The 22,450-nt window shown below is 44.8% G+C and carries 28 protein-coding genes; 8 read left to right on the top strand and 20 right to left on the bottom strand.

Going from position 1 to position 22,450, the window contains the following annotated elements:
* Nucleotides 1-133: 133 nt before the first annotated feature.
* The gene (serC, locus tag M654_RS07315; RefSeq protein WP_026586266.1) at nucleotides 134-1,207 is read left to right on the top strand and encodes a 3-phosphoserine/phosphohydroxythreonine transaminase; all 1,074 of its coding nucleotides are present in this window, start codon (nucleotides 134-136) and stop codon (nucleotides 1,205-1,207) included.
* Between the two features lie 143 nt (nucleotides 1,208-1,350).
* Entirely contained in the window at nucleotides 1,351-1,878 is a 528-nt protein-coding gene (locus tag M654_RS07310; protein ID WP_026586265.1) for a tryptophan transporter, read from the top strand.
* A 93-nt stretch (nucleotides 1,879-1,971) separates the two neighbouring features.
* On the opposite strand, the gene M654_RS23840 is transcribed toward M654_RS07310, so the two are convergent.
* The gene (locus M654_RS23840) at nucleotides 1,972-2,163 is read right to left on the bottom strand and encodes a membrane protein YhzF (protein ID WP_026586264.1); all 192 of its coding nucleotides are present in this window, start codon (nucleotides 2,161-2,163) and stop codon (nucleotides 1,972-1,974) included.
* Between the two features lie 149 nt (nucleotides 2,164-2,312).
* Here M654_RS23840 and M654_RS07300 point away from each other — a divergent pair, with 149 nt between their 5' ends.
* Together M654_RS07300 and M654_RS07295 are read left to right on the top strand one after the other, a co-directional pair.
* Entirely contained in the window at nucleotides 2,313-2,669 is a 357-nt protein-coding gene (locus M654_RS07300) for a YtxH domain-containing protein (RefSeq protein ID WP_026586263.1), read from the top strand.
* 191 nt (nucleotides 2,670-2,860) lie between these two features.
* Nucleotides 2,861-3,481: an HTH-type transcriptional regulator Hpr gene (locus tag M654_RS07295; protein WP_026586262.1), complete on the top strand. Its 621-nt coding sequence runs from the start codon at nucleotides 2,861-2,863 to the stop codon at nucleotides 3,479-3,481.
* Here the strand turns inward: M654_RS07295 and M654_RS07290 are convergent.
* Nucleotides 3,478-3,825 (bottom strand): YhaI family protein, encoded by a 348-nt coding sequence (locus tag M654_RS07290; RefSeq protein WP_026586261.1) that lies wholly within the window; start codon nucleotides 3,823-3,825, stop codon nucleotides 3,478-3,480. The genes M654_RS07295 and M654_RS07290 overlap by 4 nt on opposite strands.
* Nucleotides 3,826-4,035: 210 nt before the next feature.
* Here M654_RS07290 and M654_RS07285 point away from each other — a divergent pair, with 210 nt between their 5' ends.
* Together M654_RS07285 and M654_RS07280 are read left to right on the top strand one after the other, a co-directional pair.
* A complete protein-coding gene (locus M654_RS07285; RefSeq protein WP_026586260.1) occupies nucleotides 4,036-4,551 on the top strand; it encodes a DUF3267 domain-containing protein in 516 nt (171 codons plus the stop codon).
* 74 nt (nucleotides 4,552-4,625) lie between these two features.
* The gene (locus M654_RS07280; protein WP_003180249.1) at nucleotides 4,626-4,841 is read left to right on the top strand and encodes a hypothetical protein; all 216 of its coding nucleotides are present in this window, start codon (nucleotides 4,626-4,628) and stop codon (nucleotides 4,839-4,841) included.
* A gap of 49 nt (nucleotides 4,842-4,890) precedes the next feature.
* On the opposite strand, the gene M654_RS07275 is transcribed toward M654_RS07280, so the two are convergent.
* Together M654_RS07275 and M654_RS07270 are read right to left on the bottom strand one after the other, a co-directional pair.
* Complete coding sequence (locus M654_RS07275) at nucleotides 4,891-4,989, bottom strand: YjcZ family sporulation protein (protein ID WP_003180247.1); 99 nt, start codon at nucleotides 4,987-4,989, stop codon at nucleotides 4,891-4,893.
* A 121-nt stretch (nucleotides 4,990-5,110) separates the two neighbouring features.
* Nucleotides 5,111-5,197 (bottom strand): YjcZ family sporulation protein, encoded by an 87-nt coding sequence (locus M654_RS07270; protein WP_035427975.1) that lies wholly within the window; start codon nucleotides 5,195-5,197, stop codon nucleotides 5,111-5,113.
* A 162-nt stretch (nucleotides 5,198-5,359) separates the two neighbouring features.
* Here M654_RS07270 and M654_RS07265 point away from each other — a divergent pair, with 162 nt between their 5' ends.
* Nucleotides 5,360-6,220 (top strand): peptidylprolyl isomerase, encoded by an 861-nt coding sequence (locus M654_RS07265; RefSeq protein WP_026586259.1) that lies wholly within the window; start codon nucleotides 5,360-5,362, stop codon nucleotides 6,218-6,220.
* A gap of 48 nt (nucleotides 6,221-6,268) precedes the next feature.
* Here the strand turns inward: M654_RS07265 and M654_RS07260 are convergent, their stop codons facing one another.
* The 6 genes from M654_RS07260 to M654_RS07235 form a co-directional block, all read right to left on the bottom strand.
* Nucleotides 6,269-6,496, bottom strand: coding sequence for a sporulation YhaL family protein (locus M654_RS07260; protein WP_026586258.1), 228 nt, complete (start codon nucleotides 6,494-6,496; stop codon nucleotides 6,269-6,271).
* A gap of 67 nt (nucleotides 6,497-6,563) precedes the next feature.
* Entirely contained in the window at nucleotides 6,564-7,508 is a 945-nt protein-coding gene (gene yhaM, locus M654_RS07255; RefSeq protein WP_026586257.1) for a 3'-5' exoribonuclease YhaM, read from the bottom strand.
* Between the two features lie 73 nt (nucleotides 7,509-7,581).
* The gene (locus M654_RS07250; RefSeq protein ID WP_026586256.1) at nucleotides 7,582-10,530 is read right to left on the bottom strand and encodes an ATP-binding protein; all 2,949 of its coding nucleotides are present in this window, start codon (nucleotides 10,528-10,530) and stop codon (nucleotides 7,582-7,584) included.
* A gap of 13 nt (nucleotides 10,531-10,543) precedes the next feature.
* Entirely contained in the window at nucleotides 10,544-11,770 is a 1,227-nt protein-coding gene (locus M654_RS07245) for a metallophosphoesterase family protein (protein ID WP_026586255.1), read from the bottom strand.
* A gap of 126 nt (nucleotides 11,771-11,896) precedes the next feature.
* On the bottom strand, nucleotides 11,897-13,168 hold the full coding sequence (locus M654_RS07240; protein WP_026586254.1) for an ABC transporter permease: 1,272 nt from the start codon (nucleotides 13,166-13,168) through the stop codon (nucleotides 11,897-11,899).
* Entirely contained in the window at nucleotides 13,161-14,057 is an 897-nt protein-coding gene (locus tag M654_RS07235) for an ABC transporter ATP-binding protein (RefSeq protein WP_026586253.1), read from the bottom strand. The genes M654_RS07240 and M654_RS07235 overlap by 8 nt, the downstream gene beginning before the upstream one ends.
* Before the next feature lie 118 nt (nucleotides 14,058-14,175).
* On the opposite strand from M654_RS07235, the gene M654_RS07230 reads away from it, so the two are divergent.
* Nucleotides 14,176-14,361: a YhzD family protein gene (locus M654_RS07230; protein WP_026586252.1), complete on the top strand. Its 186-nt coding sequence runs from the start codon at nucleotides 14,176-14,178 to the stop codon at nucleotides 14,359-14,361.
* Nucleotides 14,362-14,428: 67 nt separating this feature from the next.
* Here the strand turns inward: M654_RS07230 and M654_RS07225 are convergent, their stop codons facing one another.
* From M654_RS07225 to M654_RS07185, 10 genes are all read right to left on the bottom strand, one after another.
* Complete coding sequence (locus tag M654_RS07225; RefSeq protein ID WP_026586251.1) at nucleotides 14,429-14,698, bottom strand: hypothetical protein; 270 nt, start codon at nucleotides 14,696-14,698, stop codon at nucleotides 14,429-14,431.
* Between the two features lie 17 nt (nucleotides 14,699-14,715).
* Entirely contained in the window at nucleotides 14,716-14,856 is a 141-nt protein-coding gene (locus M654_RS23510; protein WP_179115746.1) for a hypothetical protein, read from the bottom strand.
* On the bottom strand, nucleotides 14,846-15,964 hold the full coding sequence (locus tag M654_RS07220) for a Rap family tetratricopeptide repeat protein (protein WP_026586250.1): 1,119 nt from the start codon (nucleotides 15,962-15,964) through the stop codon (nucleotides 14,846-14,848). The genes M654_RS23510 and M654_RS07220 overlap by 11 nt, the downstream gene beginning before the upstream one ends.
* A 122-nt stretch (nucleotides 15,965-16,086) precedes the next feature.
* Entirely contained in the window at nucleotides 16,087-16,854 is a 768-nt protein-coding gene (locus M654_RS07215) for an enoyl-CoA hydratase (protein ID WP_026586249.1), read from the bottom strand.
* A 132-nt stretch (nucleotides 16,855-16,986) separates the two neighbouring features.
* Nucleotides 16,987-18,504, bottom strand: coding sequence for a coproporphyrinogen III oxidase (locus tag M654_RS07210; RefSeq protein ID WP_026586248.1), 1,518 nt, complete (start codon nucleotides 18,502-18,504; stop codon nucleotides 16,987-16,989).
* 166 nt (nucleotides 18,505-18,670) lie between these two features.
* A complete protein-coding gene (locus M654_RS07205; RefSeq protein ID WP_026586247.1) occupies nucleotides 18,671-19,534 on the bottom strand; it encodes a Cof-type HAD-IIB family hydrolase in 864 nt (287 codons plus the stop codon).
* Nucleotides 19,535-19,998: 464 nt separating this feature from the next.
* Complete coding sequence (locus M654_RS07200; RefSeq protein WP_026586246.1) at nucleotides 19,999-20,352, bottom strand: YlbF/YmcA family competence regulator; 354 nt, start codon at nucleotides 20,350-20,352, stop codon at nucleotides 19,999-20,001.
* A 101-nt stretch (nucleotides 20,353-20,453) separates the two neighbouring features.
* Nucleotides 20,454-21,584, bottom strand: coding sequence for a DUF445 domain-containing protein (locus M654_RS07195; protein WP_026586245.1), 1,131 nt, complete (start codon nucleotides 21,582-21,584; stop codon nucleotides 20,454-20,456).
* Between the two features lie 241 nt (nucleotides 21,585-21,825).
* Entirely contained in the window at nucleotides 21,826-22,215 is a 390-nt protein-coding gene (locus M654_RS07190; RefSeq protein ID WP_026586244.1) for a hypothetical protein, read from the bottom strand.
* Nucleotides 22,212-22,418, bottom strand: a complete 207-nt coding sequence (locus M654_RS07185; RefSeq protein WP_026586243.1) for a helix-turn-helix transcriptional regulator — start codon at nucleotides 22,416-22,418, stop codon at nucleotides 22,212-22,214. The genes M654_RS07190 and M654_RS07185 overlap by 4 nt, the downstream gene beginning before the upstream one ends.
* Between the last annotated feature and the right edge of the window lie 32 nt (nucleotides 22,419-22,450).

The following is a 22,450-nucleotide window of genomic DNA, read 5'->3' as shown; positions in this document are numbered from 1 at the left end:
GTTTCGCTCCTTCTTGGTGCGGCTGGAATCAGATTGCTCTATATTTCACACAATTCAAATTTTTTATGTATAACGCGATCCTTTTATGATAGGATTGTTTTATATTTTTATACATGAACAGGGAGCGATTGTGATGATACGTACAACGAACTTTAATGCAGGACCTGCGGCACTGCCTTTAGAGGTGTTGCAAAAGGCGAAAGACGAGTTTCTTGATTTCAACGGTGCAGGGATGTCCGTTATGGAGCTGTCCCACCGAAGCAAGGAGTATGATGCCGTTCATCAAAAAGCGAAAGCTCTTTTAAAAGAACTGATGGAGATCCCTGAGGATTATGACATTTTGTTTCTGCAAGGCGGAGCAAGCCTCCAGTTTTCAATGATTCCGATGAATTTTCTGTCCGCACAAAAAACGGCGCACTTCGTCATGACCGGGTCATGGTCTGAAAAGGCGCTCGCAGAAGCGAAGGTTTTCGGAAACACATCGATCATCGCTTCAAGCGAAGAGGACACATACAGCTATATTCCGGAAGTTGCGGAAATTCCGGAGGACGGGGCATATCTTCATCTGACATCCAACAACACGATATTCGGAACGCAGTGGCAGGAATATCCCGACTCTCCGATTCCGGTTGTAGCCGACATGTCGAGCGATATTTTAAGCCGTAAAATCGATGTTTCACAGTTTGACATCATCTATGCCGGCGCCCAAAAAAACCTCGGACCGTCCGGAGTCACCGTCGTCATTATGAAAAAAGAGCTGCTCGCAAAGGAAAATGAAGGAATCGCCAAAATCTTAAAATACTCCACACACGCAAAAGCGAATTCGCTCTATAATACACCGCCGACTTTTGCGATCTATATGCTGTCTCTTGTCCTTGAATGGATCAAAGACAAAGGCGGACTGGCCGAAATCGAAAAACGCAACCGCAAAAAAGCCGAGATTTTATACAGCGCGATTGATGAAAGCGGCGGATTTTACCGCGGCCATGCGAGACCGGACAGCCGTTCAGCCATGAATGTCACCTTTACGCTGAAAAATGATGAGCTGACAAAATCATTCATCGAAAAGGCCAAGGAAGAAAAAATGTCGGGACTCGGCGGACACCGCTCTGTCGGAGGCTGCCGAGCATCGATCTACAACGCTGTTTCCGTTGAAGACTGCGAGAAACTGGCAGCATTTATGAAGAGATTCCAGGAAGAGCATTAAGCCTTGATCCTTTTTCTGACATCTTCTGAAAAAGGCTTCCCCATTCCTTCTAAAGTTTGATATACTACTAGAAAGCTTTCGCAATAAATGGCGAGCATATTATTGGAAAGCAATAAAGAGCCTGAGACGAGGAGAGAATAGACATGAAAACAAAAGAATTAGTTGCCATGGCGCTTTTTGCCGCCATCGGAGCAGCGCTGCACGCTGTGATTCCGCCCTTTTTTTACGGTATGAAGCCAGATATGATGCTGATTATGATGTTTATGGGAATCCTTCTGTTCCCTAAAGTGCAAAACGTACTTGTCATCGGAATCGTGACGGGCATCATTTCCGCTTTAACGACCGCATTTCCGGGAGGACAGCTGCCGAACATCATTGACAAACCAATTACAGCTTTGATCTTCTTTGCCGTATTTCTTGCTGTGAAGAAGCTGAAAAATAGAACGGTCACAGCTTCCGTGTTAACCGCAGCGGGAACGATCCTTTCCGGAACCATCTTCCTGGCGGCGGCCCTCCTGATTGTCGGCCTGCCTGGAAACCAGGGATTTGCCGCACTGTTTACGCTCGTGGTTTTGCCTGCTGCACTCATCAACACAATCGCCATGTTCGTGATCTACCCGATCGTGCAGGCGATCATGAAACGTTCAAGACTGATCGAACAGGCAAAATAAAACCGAAATGCCTCTTTAAAAAAGGTGATCTTCCTTTTTTAGAGAGGTTTTTTTCATTTCTATGGTCAAAAAAAGAGGAATCCGCCCGATATTTTATATAAGAAGCCGAATGAAAAAAAGGAGCAGGAGTGCTAATCCAGCGCTTCCCGTACAAAAAAGCGCTTTTTGTTTTAGTACGCGTTTCGGCGGATAAGATGCGGAAAAACCGAGAAGCCTTAAATAGTAAAAGGAGCCTGCAGCAAAAACAGCGGATAATATTGTTAAAACAATGATGATGACAGACAACCCTCTCCCTCCTTTTTTAAAAAGTATGCTAAAATAAAGCAAGCTATGCAGATGTTTCTTCTGAATCTAAAACAAGTTTTCAATGACAAAAAGGCCGGCGTTTTTGCTTTATAGCCTGACCTTTCAAAAATATAACCGGGGTGATGTACATGTCAAAAGGCCGATCTTTAGCAGCTGGACTGATTGTGGGCGGAATCATCGGCGGTGTCGCCGCTTTATTGTCCGCACCGACTTCAGGAAAGGATTTGAGAAGACAGCTCAAATCAAATTGCGGAAAGTTTGAAGACACTGTCAATAGACTGAAAACCGACGGACGTGCTTTAAAAGAACAGGTTGTCAAAACCGCCAGAGAAGGCGCTGAAATCATCAAAGATGTCAGCAGCGAACTGCAGACGTCCATCCAGGAGTGGCGCAAGGAAATCCAGCCTCATCAGGAGAACCTGAAAAAAGAAATCGCTGATATTGAAGAGAAGATCAAACAACTGGAGAAAACCTTACAAAACTAATATATTCAGCGAAAAAAAAGAACCTTTAAAAAGGGGTGTGAATGGTCATTTTCACGCTCTTTTTTTAATCAAAATGTTGAATTAACACCGAAAAAAGGATTTTTTAAAAATTTCGTAAATTTACATCTTTATTAATCTTTATTTTATTGGCATAATAGAAATTATAAGATAAAGAGAAGCAGGTGAAGTGAATGAATCGAGCGGAAGAGCCCTATTCAGTGAAAGAAGCCCTTTTATTCAGCCAGCGAATGGCACAGCTCAGCAAGGCGCTTTGGAAATCGATCGAAAAGGATTGGCAGCAGTGGATTAAGCCTTATGATCTGAACATTAACGAACACCATATTTTGTGGATTGCCTACCAGCTGAACGGAGCTTCCATTTCAGAAATTGCGAAGTTTGGTGTCATGCATGTATCCACGGCGTTTAATTTTTCCAAAAAGCTTGAGGAAAGAGGATATCTTGAATTTTCCAAAAAATTAAACGATAAACGCAATACGTACATTCAGCTGACCCCGAAAGGCGAAGAGGTATTTCTTAAAATCCTTGAGTCCTATGACCCATCCCGGAACGCTGTTTTAAAAGGCGCCCAGCCCCTGCATCAGCTGTACGGAAAATTCCCTGAAATCGTGGAAATGATGTCCATCATCCGCCATATTTACGGCGATGATTTCATGGAAATTTTCGAAAAATCGTTTACCAACATTGAAAATGAATTTGTCAGCGAAGAGGGCAAAATGAAGAAAAAAGAACCAGCAAAAGAAGCCGGGGAATCGATAGAAATGGACAAACCGCTTGAGCCAATTAAAAATTAAGCCAGATCATATCGCTTGATGATGCTGATGAACTCGCTCATCAGCGGTTTGTAAAGACCTTGTCTGTGAAGGGCGAAAATCGTTTCGTGCACTTCAAGTTTTTCATTTAACTGCCCGGCAAAAAGCGTAAGGAGATGATCGAACATCACATATCCTTGCGCTTTTTGCGCTTCCAGTTCCTTTGTAAGTTCCTCGCACAGCTTTTCCGTCTCCTTTGCTTCTTCCTCGGATAAGCCCTGTTCAATCAGCATTTTATAATATGGATATTCGCTTAAATCTAGTGTGCTCAAAAGCAGCCTCGTATAAAATTCCAGCCGCTCAAGACGCTGTTCCAATGATTTCATATTCGTCACTTCTCTCACCCTTTCTCTTATTTTAGCCGATATTAGCTTCTGATGAAAGTTCAGCGGAAAATTTTCCGTTCCTTTAAAAGCCCCTAAATTCTTTCTAAAATAACGAACTTTTTTTCGAAAAGGGATTGATTTTTCTCATCCAAGGGAGTAAATTATTCTGAGGATTTCATATATGAGTTTTGAAACGGAAGGATGTTATTCATGAGTTGCTGGAAAACCATCAATCTGATCAAAGATTATGGAGGCATGCGCATCGTGCTCAGTGCCGTCAGTTTAATGATTTTATTTTTTATTCCTGAATATTTGGCTATGCAGCTTATTCATCCGCAAACCGTTCAGAGAGGCGATCATGCGCTTTTGTTTGCCGGGCTTTTAATTGCTGCGATTATCGCCCATAAGATCCTTCACATTGTACCGATGTTGACGAAGAAAAAAATAGAAAAAAAGATTTTTTGGCTGAAAATGAGAACATGGAGAGAAATTCCGAAAAATACGATGCTGACTTCTCTTCTCTGCCCATTCCTCGTGATTACACCGATTTTGTTTTACGCGGGAGCAGTGATGCCGAGCTTCGCCCATTATTTCTGCATCATTTCCAGCATCCATTTCGGCTACTGCCTGCCGGACTTTTTGTTTGCCTGGAAACTGGTCAAAGCGCCGAAGAATTGCTTTGTTGATCAGGAAGCAGACGATTTTGATATTTTAATACAAAAATAAGCGGAATAAGCGCTGGAAAATCCTTTTTTTCAGTCTATTTTCTATCTTTTTTAATAAATATTTGGTAATGTAATATGGAGCAGAAACAGAGAGGGGGATCTCCTATTATTCTTTTTTATTTCATCTTGTTTGCGGTCTTCACTGTGTTTAACATAAACAAGCTTACAAACTCTTTATGCCTTGTCAGAGAGATTCCTGAAGAACGGCAGGATAAGGTATTTAGAATGATTAACGTGCTGATTTTAATTTTATTGATCTCATCATTCATTGAGATTTCCTTTACAGTGTAAAGAAAAAGGATAGCTGCCCTTCAGAATGTAAGGGAGCTATCCTTTTTCATTAGCATATCCAAGAAGCACCAATAATAATTAATAAAATGAACAGTACCACCAACAGTGCAAAACCGCCGGCGAAACCTCCTGCGTAACCATCGCCCATATTGACACCTCCTCTGCCCCAGTCGTTACATTAGTGTATGCACGAATGTCATGAAACGATTAGGCTCTCGGAAAAAGAAAAGAACCGCCGGAATTGGCGGTTCTTTTCCTATTTTCCAGGTTTAGCACAGATAAGCTGCACCAACGATGATTAACAAAATGAATAACACGACCAATAAAGCAAAACCGCTTGAGTATCCTCCGCTCATGTTATTGACCTCCTTTTCTTGATCACTATATGTGTATGACCGCCGAGAAAATTTGACTAGACGGATGCCCCTCTGTTGAAATTCTTTTTACAGCATGTCAGAATATGATATGATACAATTTAAAGGAAGTTTAAACTGTTAAGATTAGGAGTGTTTGCATTTATGAAGAAAATTGCAATTGCGGCGATAACAGCAACAAGCGTGCTGGCTCTCAGCGCATGTAGCGGAGGAGATTCTCAGGTTGTTGCTGAAACAAAAGCTGGAAACATAACAAAAGAAGACCTTTACCAAACCCTTAAAGAAAACGCCGGAGCGGACGCGCTCAACATGCTTGTTCAGAAAAAGGTACTCGATGACAAATACGATGTCACCGATAAAGAAATCGACAAAAAGCTGAACGAGTACAAAAAATCAATGGGAGACCAGCTTGATTCACTCATTAAGCAAAAAGGCGAAGACTATGTCAAAGATCAGATTAAATACGAGCTTCTCATGAAAAAAGCCGCAAAGGATAACATAAAAGTAACCGATGATGACGTAAAAGAGTATTATGACAGCCTAAAAGGCAAAATCCGCGCAAGCCACATTCTTGTCAAAGACAAGAAAACCGCAGAAGAAGTTGAGAAAAAGCTGAAAAAAGGCGAAAAGTTTGAAGACCTTGCAAAAGAGTATTCAACTGACGGCACAGCTGAAAAAGGCGGCGATCTCGGCTGGTTTGCCAAAGAAGGCGAAATGGATAAAACATTCAGCAAAGCCGCTTTCGCATTGAAAACAGGCGAAGTCAGCGAACCGGTCAAAACGGATTACGGCTACCATATCATTAAGAAAACCGAAGAGCGCGGCAAATATGATGATATGAAAAAAGAACTGAAAAAAGAAGTTGAAGAACAAAAGCTAAACGATCAAACTGAGCTTCAATCTGTCATAGACAAGCTTGTGAAAGACGCTGATTTAAAAGTCAAAGACAAAGAGCTGAAAAAACAGATCGATCAGTCACAGACAAACACCAACAGCAACAGCTGATGTCGCAAAAAAAGCTGTCCATCCCTAAGGGGTGAGGACAGCTTTTTATTATGCGATGGAATGTTCATTTTTCTCTGAACCCTCGTTTTTGTCATCGGCAGAACGCTTCATTCGCCTTTCTTTTTCCTTCTCCATGCGCTCGATATAAATGCGGCCTTCTTTTTCTATAAACGACTGATCGATCTTTTCCTCTTCCTTTGCGGTCGCCATCAGCTTATAAGCGCTGAATATAATGCCGACGATGCAAAGGTAGACCCACCACGGAAACAGCAGCATGGCTCATCCCCCTTTTTCAATAAACTGTATATCAGACATTATGCAAAAAGGAGACAAGTTATGACGTTTATTTATGAAAACTAGGCTTGTAAAAGGAGCGGTTATCCAAAGCAAAGACGCGTTCCGTATATTCACCAGGCTTGACCCGTTCGAGCGCCCTTTCCATCATATTGATTTTCGCGTCAAGATTGTCAATATAATGAAGGACCTCCGCCTCTTTGACCATCGGCGGCTTCGGGCTTCCCCATTCAGGTTTGCCGTGGTGGCTTAAAATCAAATGCTGAAGAATCAGCACTTCCTCGGTATCAATTTGCAGCTCTTCTGCGGCTTTTGAGATCTCCGTCACCATAATTGAAATATGGCCGAGCAGATTCCCTTCAACCGTATAGGTGGTTGACACCGGGCCGGAGAGCTCTTTGACCTTCCCGAGATCATGCAAAATGACACCGGCATACAGCAGATCCCGGTCGAGCGTCGGGTACAGGTCCGCGATCGATTTCGCCAGCTTCAGCATCGAGACAACATGGTATGCCAGTCCAGATACAAACTCATGATGATTTTTCGTCGCAGCCGGAAAGTCCATAAATTCATTTCCGTATTTTTTGACGAGGTGTCTCGTGATTCGTTGAATATTCGGGTTTTTCATTTCAAAAATATATTGGGTGACCGTATCCATCATTTCATTTTTGGGGATCGGGGCGGTCTCCAGAAAATCGTCGATCCGGACGTTTTCATGTTCGGCCGCAGGTCTGATGTTTCTCAGTTTCAGCTGGTTCCGCCCGCGGTAATGATGAATGTCTCCGACCACTTTGACGATCGTCTGCGGTCCATAAGTCGTTTCATCATGTTGCTTGGCGTCCCAAAGCTTTGCTTCAATATCTCCCGACTGATCCTGGAGCATCAGTGTTAAAAACGGTTTTCCGTTGCTTGCGATCCCTTTTGTCGACGATTTGATAAGCAGATACATATCGACCTGTTCGCCGACTTCATGCAGCATAATACCTTTTGCCATTTTAAAGCTCCCTCCGTTTTCTTACATAAATTCATTATAACACATACCATTTATTTACAGATTGACATTAACCTTATTTTTCCATCTGGTGCAGACTTGGAGAAAGCATTGTCACCTCTCCCTCGCGGAAAGCTTCTCTCACATGTTCATGACATGTAAAGTATAATATTTGCTGCTCTTCGCCTGACAGGCGTTTTAATATGTCCAGCACCTGTTTAAACCTTTTTCGGTCAAAATGGACGAAGCTGTCATCAAGCAGGAAAGGCAGATTGATGCGTTTTTGCTGGGACAGGGCGAGCGCAAAGCGGATCGCCAAATAAAGCTGTTCACATGTGGCCTGGGAAAGCTCGTGTGCGTAAAACACAGCTCTGTCCTTCCTCATGACCATCATGGCGTCATCTGTTTCGGAAAAATAAATGTTTTCATATCGTCCGTCTGTTAACGGCTTTAATAAAGATTCTGCTGTATGCAAAAGCTTCGGAAGACGAACCTTCTTATGGTCTTCTATCCTGTTTTTCACCGCCTGCCTGACAAGCTTGACAGAGGCCCAGTTTTTGGCGAGTTCGGTGACCCGCGCTTTTTGCATTTCCACCAGGTGTGTGAGCTCGGAAACCGTTCCGGATTCTTCAAGCCTGCGCTGCTCTGCCAAAAGCATAGCAGCCTTTTCCCTTTCTTCTTTCAGCTGAATTTCCGTCCTGTTCCTTTGTTCGTTGGCTCCTTCAAGCTTTTCTTTAAGATCGGCAAGAGAATGAGCGGACGCCAGCATGACGGCCCTTTCGTCTTTTTTGCTGATCTCAGCTTTGATCCGGCTGAGCTCTAGTTTCACTTCTTTTTTGAACTCATCGCGCTTCGCCAGTTCAATAAACCTATCCCGGCCGTTTGCTCCAGCCTTTTGAAACAATGCGGTGATTTGTGATTTGAAGTACTCCGCTTCCTCCGACAATTCTTTGATTTGCTCATCCGTATGTTGAATAGACAGCTCTGCCTCCTGTTTTTTCAGGAGCTTTTCTTTTTGTGAATCAAGCTCGTGTTTCAGCTTGAACATCAGCTCCTGCACGCTGCCTTCAGATTGAAGGAGCGATGTGGCGAGCCGTCTTAAGCGCTCTTCAAACGATGCTTTTTTTGCCTTCAAGCTCCGAAGTTCGTCTTCCATTTCCCTCTTTTCGGATATCCTCGTGGAAAGTTCCTTCATCAAAGCGTAAGCATCGGATAAAAAGGACGGATCAATTCCCAGGTTCAGCTCTTTTAAATAGCGATCGATTTGCTCCTGATAGGGAAAAAAATCTTTTTCCCATTCTTCGAATTTTTGAATCGCCCGTTCGTATTCCGCCTCTTTTTGCTTCAATTCAGACTGTTTGGCCATGAGCAGCTGTCTGTTTTGGTCGTCCCTCCACAGCGCTTCTCTTAAGCGTTTCAGTTCCGGGCCATTTTCCGCTGCACCGCGTTCGGCATCTTCAAGCTGCTTTTCCATGAAAGCCATAACAGAGGACGGCTCCGGCTTTTTCAATGCGAAAAGAATCAACACGAGCGATAAGGGAATGATCAAAGCGGCCGGAAGCCAAGCTTTGAAAAACACCGCTGCGGCGCCTGCTGCAATTGCCGCTGTCAGCGCCGCGGCAGCAGCGGTTTTCCTTTTTTTCATCCGCTCGTTTTGTTCACGCTTCAGAAATGACAGCTGGCGCAGCAGCTCTTCACGTTTCAAGGCCCCTCCGCCGGCTGCTGTCAAACGGCTCAGCGCTTCCTCCTTTTGTTTGCGGATATCATCCGGCATCACTTCGCCTTCAACATCAGAACAGGCCTGTTCCGCCTCCTCAAGATTGATCCGCGCCTGTTCAAAGCGTTCATCAAGGGTTCGTTTCTCTTCGCGCAATCTGAGAAAAGTCTGAACCGTCTCCTCAAGCTTCCACTCGTACTCGTATGTGGTGTCCGCCTTGAGAATGTCCGCTTCATGATCGATCTTCAACCGCTTCATCCCGGCCTGAACCCTTTCATTCGTCTGCTTCAGCTTGTCCGTCAGCGTCATGATTGTCTCGGTATATGATTGGTAAAACGGATGCTCTGATAAGAGCTCTTCGATTTTCGCTTCATGCCGCAAATAGCCTTCATGCGGCGCAAGAGCCGCCGCCTGCTGCTTCAAATCGCGTTTTTTTTCTTGCAGCGCCTTCAGCTGTGCCGCTTTTGGATGAAGATGGGATTCGTACTTTTCAAGCTCAAAAAGCCCTCCCTCCGGGAAGCCGCTTTCTGCGGCCCCGTCCGCCTCAAGCTCTGCGGCCAGCCGCCGCTCCTCTTCCTTCAGCGGATGAATCTCGATCGCCTGTTCAATTTGCGCGATCGAGTGCATCAGGTCTTTCAGCAGCCGTTCGTTCTCCTTAATGGACGCTTCCGCGGCTTTTTTTCCGTTTACGATTTGCTGATAGTCGCCTTCGCGCGCTTTCGCATTTTTCAGATCTTCAGAAAGCTTTTTTAAATGTTCAAGCTCCTGATTGAGCTCCGGCTTCCGGCCATTCGGCTTAAACAGCTCTTCCTGCCTTTTTCTCAAAGCTTCATCCATTTTGGATACGGCGTCTGATCCGAACAGACTTGAGAAAAGCAAAAACTTGTCCATTTGATCACGGCTGAATTGATGAATCTCTTGAAGCCCGAACACATCAAATGAGTAGACCGCTTTATACAGCCGCCTGTCGATGCCTGACAGCAGCTGTTTCAAAAACGCCTCCGGCCGGGTGCTTCCATCTTCTAAATATACGGTGACCCGTTCAGGCTTTCCCGCAATCCGTTCAATGCGGATATGACCCAGTTCGGGATGCCGGGCTTCCAGCATTCCCCCGTAGATTCCGCCTGTTTTCGGCACGTATCGCTTCGTTTTCGGAAAGCCGAACAGCATGCTCTCAATAAAGGACATCAGCGTCGTTTTTCCGGCTTCATTCAGCCCGTAGATTAAGTGAAGGCCGGAAGGCGAAAGGCGAAATATCTGATTGGCAAACTTCCCGTATCCGTATATATGTATTGCGTGAATATTCACCCCGTATCCTCCCTTACTTCCTGATCACCTTCAGCCCATGAAGCAGAGCATTTTGCGCCTGAATGCGAATGTCGTGAACATCTTCCTTCTCAAAGCGCTCTCCATACCTTCTGAAAACGGGGTGTCTCTCCAAATCGGCGAGAATCAGGCCGATATCCTCAAAATCATTAATTTCACGTGTGAGCTCCCGGAAGAACGAATCGCTTTCCAAGTCCTCCATCCCTCTGTCAGTCCGGTCTTCGACAGCGGCGAGCCAGATGAAATGTTCTTCTTCCAGCTCCTGGTCATGAAAAATGTCAAGCAGCTCATCTGTGATTCCCGCCGACCCTTCCCTCAAATAAGAGGGAGCTTCTCCGGTCAGCACGGCTTTGATGCAGGCGGGTTTTCCTTGATTTCTGAATGATTGAAAGACGCCTTCGATCAGATCGATTAAGTCTGTTAAATGTTTTGTTTCCGATATATCGAGATCAACCGTTTCCCAGAGCACATCCGAAACCGCTTTAAAGGCAAAGGAAAGTTCGCCTTCATGAGCCTTGACGAGATAGCAGCCTTTCTCACCGGTTTCCTTCATATGGCGGGATTGTGTGTTTCCCGGATAAATCACCGCCGGATGTCCGGATGAAATGACCTGTCGTTTATGAATATGGCCGAGCGCCCAATAATCCATCTGGCCGTTTTTTAGATCTTGCAGAGAAAAGGGACAGTATGGATCATGGCCGCTTTCCCCTGCAAGCGTGCCGTGGATCATGCCGATATGGAAGGGGGCGTCCGTCGTTTTTTTCATTTCGGAAGCTTTGTTCGCAAATACCGAGCGCTCCGGATAACTGTATCCATATATGCTCGCTGCAAGCCGGCCGTCTTTGTAAAACGGCTTTTCTTCAATGTCCTCCGCAGAAAAAATGTGGACATTGTCAGGCCATTCAACAGGTGTCCATTCCCCGCCCAAATGATCATGGTTTCCGAAAATGACATAAGCCTTAATATCGTTTTCCCGGAGTTTTAAAAATTGATTGCGCAAAAACATTTGGGCTTTTAAGCTGCGGTTCGCTTCATCGAAAAGATCGCCGGCCAGCAGCATGAAATCAGCCCGCTCATCTACGGCAAGCTGAAACACATTCGCCGCGCTCTGAAATGTGCTGTTTTTGATCCTGCGGTATACCTCTTCAGGAAGCCGGCTGAGGCCGTGGAACGGACTGTCCAGATGCAGATCGGCAGCGTGAATGAATGTGATGTTTGTCAATCTTCTGCTCCTTTTTTATAAAACAATTTCTGCCCTCATTCTATCACGGCTTTCAGGCGAATGCACGTTCTATTGATCAACCGGAAAAAGCAGCTTTTCTTTCAAGCTGCTTTTCTCCTATTCTCACTATTCGTCTTTGGACAGGCGAAGCGCCTGTTTGATATTTTTCAGCCCGCCTCCGTGGCCGTACATGAGAACGCCGCCTTTATAAACCCGCGCACCGATGACCGCGAGAATGATGATGGTTGCGGCGGTGATGCCGATGCCAAGCGCCGCCTCCCAAAACGGAATATCAAGCATTCCCACCCTGAGAAACATAATCATCGGGGCGAAAAACGGAATGAAGGAAGTGACCGTAATAAATGGTGAGTCAGGCGCGTTTAAACCAAACATCGCAATCATAAATCCGGCGACAACCAAAAAGATCATCGGGGAAATCGTCTGCTGAACGTCTTCTATCCGGCTGACGATGCTGCCGAGAAATGCGGCAAGCGTTGCATAAAGGAAATAGCCGAGCGCCAGAAAAATCACGCCGTAAACGAGCGTTGCCACAGGAACACCGGATAGGTCGAAAAAGCCTTTAATCTGTTCTGCCGCTCCGCCTGCATTCTCTGCGTTTGCCTGCAGGGACATATAGCCTGCCAGAATCAGGACGGCCAGCTGTGTAACCCCCAAGAGGGCGATCCCGAACAATTTGGCAAACATTTGCTGAACGGGCGGTACACTGGAAATTAAAATCTCCATGACGCGGGACGATTTTTCGGTTGCCACTTCAGTCGCGATCATTGATGCATACATCACGACAGATATATAGATGACAAACAGGATGATATAGACAAGGCCTGACGCCTTCTCCAGCTCTTCCTCCGTTTTGGCCCCTTCTTTCAGAGCGACACTTTTGATTTTAACCGGTGCAAAAAGCTGATTCAGCTTTTCCGGCGGCACATTCAGCTCAGCCGTGCCGACGGCGATTTTCGTTTGTGAAAGCGCCTGTTCAATCGTGGAAACAGATGACTTCTCAGCGATATCAAGCGCCTTATATGTTCCGGAGACTTCGCCTTTTTGATCCTTGGCTAAAATGAGAATCCCGTCAAGCTTATCATCTCTTACGTCTTGTTCCAGCTCTTTTTCAGTCTTCTTCGCTTTTTCAAGCTTCAGCTCATGATCCTTGTCAATCGCCTTCACCTGCTGGGAAAATGGCTCATACAGCTGATTCGCTTCATCAATGACGGCGATTTTATCCGCTTCACCGCCGTCACTGTCAAACATGGAAATAATTGAGCCCAGGTTTGTGACGACCATCACCAGTGCAAGTGTGATCACAGTCGAGATGATAAAAGACTTCGTTTTCAGCTTGCTTATATATGTATGAAAAAGGACAATCCAAAACCTACTCATAACGGGCACCTACCTTTTCAATGAAAATATCATGCAAAGAAGGCTCTTCCAGTTCAAACTTTCGGATAAACCCGCGCCCTTGAAGCATGGAAAACAGCTCCCGAGAAATGTCCTCATTCTCGATTTGCAGCCTGACGCCGTCAGAAATCTCTCTCCACTTTGTAATCCCGCTCGCTTCTTTGAGAAAACTCAAGTCGTCATCTGAGTGGATCGTGACGTTCTTTTTGCCAAAAGAACGCTTGATTTCTTTTAATCTTCCTTGAACGACCGGCGTGCCGCGCTGCAAAATGCAGACGTGTTCACAGAGCTCTTCAACATGCTCCATCCTGTGGCTCGAAAAGACGATGGACGTTCCGCTGTTTTTCAGGGAAACAACCGCGTCCTTTAACAGCTCGACATTGACAGGATCGAGTCCGCTGAACGGCTCATCGAGAATCAAAAGGTCGGGTTTGTGCAGAACAGCTGTGATGAACTGAATCTTTTGCTGGTTGCCCTTTGAGAGCTCTTCAACCTTTTTATCCGCATATTCTGTAATGTGGAATTTTTCCAGCCATTTATCCATTTCTTTAAGCGCGTCCTGTTTTGACATGCCTTTCAGACGGCCGAGGTATACGAGCTGATCTCTTACTTTCAGCTTCGGATACAGTCCGCGTTCCTCCGGCAAATAGCCGATGCTGCCGGTGACATTGTAATTGATCGGCTTCCCCTTCCAGGTCACCGCGCCTTCTGTCGCATTCAAAAGGCCCAGTATCATTCGAAACGTCGTCGTTTTTCCCGCTCCATTTGCACCAAGCAGTCCGAACATTTCTTTCTCGGGGATCTCGAGCGTCAGATCGTTCACCGCTGTAAAAGAACCGAACTTTTTCGTTACATGATCGATTTTCAGCATCAAAAACTCCTCCTTCCAATTTACAATCATACGTTAGTCATACAAATTTAAAAAGGATTTTTTTGATTTTTATATAAATTTAAACAAACAGATCTTTTTTTGTGAAAGGAGAATATAAATGGAAACATATTATGTAACCGTTTTCGATCCTTCGGGGGAAACCTTGCTGAATGAACGGTTTGAAGCGATGAATGAGGAAGAAGCAAAAGAAAAAGGAAAGAAGCTGTTGAAGGAAAAACAATTCTCGGACCATACCCACCGTGTAGTTCATTCGTCCGGTAAAATGATCGTGTTCCAAAGATAAAAGAAATCGCGAGGCGGCGCTTCGAAGCAGACACCGGTGTTCCGCCGCCCGTCCTTTGACTGCTTGTTTACCCGAGAATCAACGCGGCCAACAAGCCGAGGTTAAACAATCCGAGCAAAAACGACACAAATGCAATGCCTTTATGTCTCTGCCAAAAATAGAGACCGTTTGCGATCAGCACAGAGATGATGAAAACGTCGAAAATGCGAAACGGCATGTCTTCCAACTGAAAGACCGGATTGAAGACAGCAGTTCCAGCCGCGCCCAGCACCAAAAACAGAGAAACTGACCAAAACGATTTCCACTCTTTTGCCGCCGGGCTTCCTAAATCCTCCATAGACTAAAGTGCGCCTCCTATGCCGTTGTATTCCCGTCCGAAGTCGTGATCATTTTGTCCGCATACAGCGAAGGGGCTTTTCCGCTTTCCGACAAAAAGCTCGCAGACGTCAACACACAAGCCAACGACAACGCGACAACCAGCAGCTTAACTTTCATACAACGCATCTCCCCTTTGAATTTTTCGTCTTGCCTGAGCGCCCTTTTCATAATAAAAAATGGAATCTTTCAGCCGCTCAACTTTATTATAATATTGAGCCGCGTCTAATGCCAGTTCTTCGACAACAGAATACATATGTTTCGACTCCAAATAATCAAATCCGCGTTCCACAGCGATTTGGTCCCCTCCGTCTAAATACAGTCCCCGCAGAATATTCAGCTTTGCCGCATGTTCTTCATCGCCGAGAGATGCCGCACTTTTGATGCCTTTTTCGTAACATTCGGCCGCTTCAGCAAAATTGGCCTGTTTCAGATGGACGTACATCAAATTGTAGAGAACCTTTGGAATATATGATGAACTTTCCTGTTTGAAAATGGAAAGAGCGCTCTCCATGTGGTCGGAAGCTTCGCGGTATAATCCTTGATAAAAGTAGCAATTCCCCAAATTAAAATGTGCGGATGCCGTCAAATGGCTGTTTTCGATTTTTTTCGCATCTTCTAAAGCATTGGACAGACTTGTCAGCGCATCACCATATTTCATCGATTCAACCCAATTGCCGGCAATGATAAAATCGCAAAAAATCTTTTTTTCTTTCAGTGTTTCGTATTTGTTAAAAATCTCGGAAGCCAGCTCCGCATAGTTGATCGAAAGGTACCGCTGGTTGATATAATAATAAATTTCCGCAAGCTTATAATAAAACTCTGCCTTTTCAACCTCGTCTGCCAATACGCTCACTTTTTGTTCAGCCATTTTATAACAGTCGATCGCTTTGACGAACTGCTTTTGCTTAAATTCGTACATTCCTTTAAAAAACCAATAGTAATAGTTTAATAACCCCGTCATTTGGTCTTCTTTTTCTTCCAAATCCCGAAGGTTTTTTTCAATATTTTCTGTTTTTTCTGGTTTCAAATAGCTGAGCATCAGCTTATGCCTGAATTCTAGCAGCGAATAATAAAGCAGGACATCCTGATTTTCTTCCATGTCTTGAAAGTCGTTTAAAATTTCGGCTTTTAATGATTCACTGGCGGCGACCTGATTTTTCCGAATGGCGTTGTACCAGTCATTCAGCTTTGCAGCAACGAATTCAGATGGAATCTTTTGTCTCAATTTTCTCCGCCCCCTCGGCTCCAACAACCTGTGTCTTATGAATCATTTTATAAAAGTTTAAATTTTTTTACAAATCGTTTCAAACCTCATTCCCATGACCGCCATCCCATTCGTGCCTTTAGTCATTGGCGATTAAACCGGGGCTGCCGCTTTTCCAGAAACGCCCTGATTCCTTCTTGATGATCGCTTGTCCTTCTCATTTTGATCTGGGACACTTTTTCAAGATCAAGCGTTGTGCGAAGACGGCCGGCATTCAAAGTCTGATAAATTTTTTTCGTCTCAATCATGGCCGAAAGCGGCGATTCGAGCAGTTTTTCGAGATGCGCCCCAACATGGCGGTCGAGATCCCCGTCAAATACCGCATCAACCAGCTGAAGCCTCCTCGCTTCATCAGCCGTCAGCTTTTTGCCGCTCCAAATCAGTTCTTTGGCGGCGCGTTCACCAATTCGCCGTTCCAGAAAAAAATGCCCGCCGCCATCAGGGACAAGACCGATGCCGATAAAGTTCATCGCCAGCTTTGCTCCTTTGTCGGCAAGCACATGGTCACAGCTGAGCGCAAGGCTCAACCCCAGCCCCGCCGCCGCACCGTGGACGGCCGCGACCGTAATCTTCGGCATGCTGTAGATCATCATTGCAATATCGGAAAGCGTATCAATCACAAGTTCTGACAGTTTTTCATCGGTGGACAGCATCATGTTGATGTCGCCTCCCGCTGAAAATCCCTTTCCGCTGCCTTTCAGAAGCAAAAGCATCGCTTCACTTTCCGAAGCAAGGGTCAATGCCTCTTTCAGCTCTTCAAGCATTTGGACATGTAAGGCATTATACGCCTCTGGTCGATTCAGGACAATCTCAAACATCTCGCCCCTGTCTTTCCATTTGATATACTCCAACTTTCAGCACCTCCGCGAATGCGTTTTCAAAAGACGTTAGCTTTACTATTCCACTTTTAATCTCCAAAACCTTTTTTTAAGTCTGAAGTTTCATTTCACAAAAAAACTGCCGGTTAGGCCGGCAGTTCAGATTTAAGCCCTATGAAACCCGCTTTTGGCGTCCTGTTCATAAAGCTCAGACAGGTAGCGAAGTTTTTCCTCTGTGTAGTGTTCAAACCTGTCATTATATGTTTTGGGATCCTTCGGATTGGCGAAATGCGTGATTTTTCCTGTGTTCGGATCGACAAATTTACTTGCCGCTCCGCAGCCGATGCCGATGATCGTCTGCTTTTCTTCCATGATCATAATGTTGTAGATGCTTTCCTGTCCCGGCAAAGAGTAACCGATATTTTCAAGATTGCCGAGGATGTTTTTTTGCCTGTACAAATAGTAGGGATGATAGCCGTGCTGTTTTGTCCAGGACACTGCATCATCCATCATCTTGACGATTTCCCCGCGGTCGGCCACTTTGTATTTGTGCTTGTTTCTCGTCATTTCAGATGCCCGTTTAAATGACAATGTATGGACTGTCAGTGACTCCGGCATTAATGCTTCCGTTTCGCGAAGGGAGTTTTGGAATTCTTTGACGCCTTCGCCCGGAAGGCCGATGATTAAATCCATATTGATGTTCGACATGCCGTGCTTTCGTGACAAATGATATTTTTCAATCGTCTCTTCAACCGTATGATGGCGTCCGATCGCCTTCAGTGTCTCATTTTCGTACGATTGCGGGTTGATGCTGATGCGGTCGATGTTCCATTTGTTTAAAACGGCGAGCTTTTCCTCTGTGATGGTATCAGGGCGGCCTGCTTCAACCGTAATTTCACGGATATTTTCCACATCGGGAAAGGAGCGGTACATTTCTTCATACAAAAGATCCATTTCTTCCGCGGAAATGCTTGTCGGTGTGCCCCCGCCGAAATAAACGGTCGTAATTTTCACATGATGGGTTTTGAGCCATTCGCCGATTTTCTGCATTTCATAGTGCAGACCCCACAAAAATGAACCGACCCGTCCGGCCTGCCCCCTGATGGCGTAAGCTGGAAACGTACAGTAGGCGCATTTTGTCGGACAGAACGGGATGCCGATATAAATCGAGACTTCCCTGTCCAATTCGTATAAATCAGGAACAGCTTTCAGCTGCCGGTCGATGATGTTTTGCATCAGTTCGATCTTTTCTTCATGAATTAAGTAATCTCTTTTTAATTCGGCATGAGCCTGCTCTTTTGACAAGCCGCTCTGCAGTTTTTTGTGAAGCAGCTTTGTCGGACGGACGCCTGTCAAGATGCCCCACTTCTGCACGATCCCCGTATGCTTTTGCAGCATCGTTAAATAAATATAGGAAACGGTGTTTTTCACCTGTTTGAACGCTTCTTTCTCCGACAAACCGGGCGCAAGTGATTTCGTGCAGTCGGCTTTGATGTCCGTATCTTTGATCGCTCCAGATGCGCTGACTGATGCCTCGTCCCGCTCATAGCGGAGGACAATCGCAAGGTCGGCTGTTTCTTCTTCAGCGAAAACAACCTCGGACTCTTCAAAAAATAGGTTGGCTATGTGCTCAAGGGGCCGCTGGAATCTTTCATCTTGAAGCCCTTCTATATAAATGCGCAATCTCATCACCTTTTTCGTTTCAAAACTTTCTTTAGTGTACAAAAATAACCGGGCAAAATCAATCCGGGCCGGCAAAAAGGCCTCCCCTCCCGGCATTTAACATTCCGGATTATGCCCGTAACAAACGAATCCCCGTTTCCAAAACGAAAACGGGGATGTTGTCGGATTATACTTTTCTAATATGGAATTTTTTAAGAAAGCCTTTGCTCTGCTGCATTCTGAAATATTCTTTAATCATATAGGCGACGCCCTGCTCATCATTGGATCGCGTCACCCAATCGGCCTTTTGCTTGACTTCCTGGACGGCATTGCCCATTGCCACACCGAGTCCCGCAAGCTCAATCATCGGCAGATCATCGATGTCATGGCCGATCGCGACGACATCGTCCATATTGAAGCCAAGATCTGCGGCAAGCATGGTCAAGCCCGATTCTTTTGAAACGCCTTTGTGGACGATCAGCATTTTTTCTCCAGCCTCGATGATATCGACCGAAGGAAAAGCGCCTTTGATCGTTTCTTTGATATCCTCTTGCTGCTCTTTTGTACAATAAACTTCAATAACCGGTGCACTGACCGGTTCATCCATCAGCATATCGCTTAAGGAATCAACAAACTGCACGGGATAAAAGATCGGATCAGACGGATGGATCATCGTTTTGCCAAGCAGATTGGAGTTTGTTTTTTTGCGGTTGCCGATTGAATATTTTTCATGGAGGATTCGTATATTGCAATCATAGCTCTCCAATATTTGAACAAGGTTGAACGTTTTTTCTTCGGAAATCCTTTTTTCCAACAATGGTTCATCAATATTGTCGGCAATAATGGCCCCGCTGTGGGTAATCAGTTTTGCATTGAGTTTAAGCGATTTGGCGATTTTTTGCGCCGAGCGAAAATGCCTGTTTGTGACAAGCGTAACATATACATCTTTTTTCTTTGCATATTCTATCGCTTCCTTCGTTGCGGGATGAAGCCGTCCGTTTGTCCGAAGCAGCGTTCCGTCTATATTGAGCGCAAGCATTTGTTTTGACACTTGGAGGTCCCCCTTCTTTGATGACTGAATCTATTACAGAGAATATGTCCTGATCCGCCTCTTTAGAACAGAGCTCTTTTGTTCAAATAAAAAAAGCCTGTGAAAAACAGGCTTTTGCTTCGCATCTTTTTGGATACGATCATGATTTCTCCCTAAAATATCCGAAAACAGCGAATTCAATGCCCCTTTTCATTCAATTCGCTGTATATAATGAACCCCTTTTATTTGACCGGAAGTTGTCGTGCTTTCCTTCAACAAAATCTGTTCATTTTCTCTGTACCCCTTAACATTTTGCCGCAAGTCAGTTTATCATGATCGTATCCCGGCAAACTATGAAAGCACTTACATTTAGTATTATCGCAACAATTTCACAAATTGACAAGTCTTTTTTTAAATGATTATGAAAGTTATTTATTCACCTAGTTAAAAACCCCCTCTTTTCCATGTAAAGAGGGGGTTTTTTATTAGCTTTCCGGATTTCCGTAAAGTTCTTCCAGCGGCTTCATGATGATTTTGTTCAGTTCGGCAATCAGCACGCTCATCCGCTGCTCTGCTTCCATCAGCTGAGAAATTTTTTCATGCTGCTGGACAAGCGCTACGGATTTTTGCGCCTGTTCGACTTCCTCCTGGGAGATGTCTTCACCGTTCATCTGTTTCTGCTGAAGCTTCAGCTGAATATCACGAAAGTTATCAAACATCTTTTTGGCAGATTGATCGGCATTCACCTCATCATAAAGGCTTTTCAACCGGGAGTATTCATCGCTTTCACGCAATGCCTTCTCCAAATCATAAGCCGAATCGTGCAAGTTGACCGTCATGTTCATACGCTCCTTTCCTGCCGTTATTTCCTCTCATGGAAATGGCACCACTCCACTATAACAAACTATGGAGTATTTTTCACAGTTATACAGACGATTTCTCAGATGAAGATCACGAAGAGGGCTTGAACCGCTCCGATGATTCCGCCAAGCAATCCGCCTAAATACGTGATCATCTTAAACTCCCGTTTCGAGATGGACAAGACCATTTCCTCGAGACGCTCGACCGGAAAATTGTCGACCTGCTCCTTTACGATGTCTTCAAGCTGGAGCCTTTTCAATATATCTTCCAGGCGGCGCCCTGCTTCTTCAAGAAGGCGGTCGGTCACTTCCGGCAGACGTTTTTCAACCTCCTGTTCGATCATGGAGACGTATGAGCCTGTCGTTCTTTCAAAAAAAGGCGCGAGCGAAAATCGCTTCATCAGCTTTTGTTTCATCTTCATGATCAAGGTTTGAAGGTTCCATTTGTCATCCGCTTCTTTAAAAGTATACTCCTTCAGCTTGTCCCATTCATTTTCAAGCAAATCCATCAGCAGCCGTGCGGTTTCACCGTTTTTCAAAAACTTGATGATCTCCGGCTGAACGCGGTCAACCAGGCTGCTGTTGCCTAAAAACATCTGCACCATGCTCCCGAGCATGCCGCGCTCTTTCAAAAAATCGTCAATCATATGTCCAAGGCGGCTTTTCCCTTCATCACTTTCAAAATAGCTGACAGCCCGCTGCAAAATATAGTCGGACACCATCGGGATTTTTTCTTTCAGCTTTTCCTGTGCTTCTATAGGAATCAGCTCTTTCAGCGGTTCATGTTCATACGCCGCCAAAAGGGCAGACAGCTTTTCATCCGTCCATTTGTTCACATATTGGTCGGCCTTCTGGGCGGGATCGGCAATTCCGATTTTTTCGAGCGCTTCTCCAAGCGTAAGCGTCGATTGGCCTGCGTGCGACAAGAGCCGCCTCCCCAATTGGAGCGCCTCTTTTTTGACCGCGTCCGATGTCAGCCTTTTTTGGATTCCCTCCGTTGTCAGCAGGTGACCTGTGACCATCTGTCCCATCTGCCTCGCCAGTTCATCACGTCTTTTCGGAATCAAACCGGGTGTAAAAGGGATCCGCTTCCCGAATATGTAATGCGCCTTATATGGGCGAAAAAGCATTTTGATCGCAAAGTGATTCGTCACAGCGCCAATCAGTGCGCCAATTGCAATCATGATGATAAAAATTCCTAAAACATACATTTATTTTTCAACTGCCTTCCATTCACCTGATGTCATTGCTGCCTAGACTGCACACGGCCTTCCGCAGCTGGGACCCGTTATGCCTATCATTATCTAAGGATACACTGTTTCATAATAGGAACCTGAAGCACCTTACACTCGCCTCTATTTAAAAAACGAATAAGCTGCGTCTTCTTTAGGATTGCCTTTTTCCTTTACTTACAGAAATTTATTTTCATGCTAGAGAAAAAAGTTATACATATTACTGATATTTTTTTGCAACTAAAAACTCAATAAAAGGTAAAGTTATCATTGATAGCGCTAATAACAGCAATAGAAAGATATTCATTGTCTCGTTTATAAATTGGTCAGCAGCTACTGCTCCAAAAATAAAAAATGTCAGAAGAAAATAACTCACTTTCGAACTTTTCTCTGTAATCCTTTGTCCGAGCTCTTCCTCCTGCAATATTCCATCTTGCTCTTTCTTTGTTCCCCAAGTGATAGCAGAAAAAAATATCATCAACAAAGCACCCATACTCATAACTTCGTTAAATCCAACAGCTTTTCCAACAACAATCTTATAAATTGTAAAGCCTATCACAATCAGAGCAGCTATACCCGATATTGCTGAACTCATTTTTCGAGTGCTCATCCTTCTCCCTCCCTTTCATTTAAAAACAAGATATCAACCCTAACTTCTAAATTTTTTGCAATATCAAATGCTAATTGTAAACTGGGGTCATATTTATTGTTTTCAATGGCATTAATCGTCTGTCTGCTCACATTGCATAAGTCTGCCAATTTTCCTTGCGAGATGTTTTTTTTCTCTCGATACTCCTTGATTTGATTTTTCATCAGATTTCCACCTTCACAATAAGATAGGTGTT

It is taken from the genome of Bacillus sp. NSP9.1, from assembly GCF_000465465.2.
In the GTDB taxonomy this organism is placed as follows: Bacteria; Bacillota; Bacilli; order Bacillales; family Bacillaceae; genus Bacillus; species Bacillus sonorensis_A.
The sequence above is the reverse complement of the archived record's forward strand: the minus strand, read 5'-3'. Positions and strand labels throughout refer to the sequence as shown.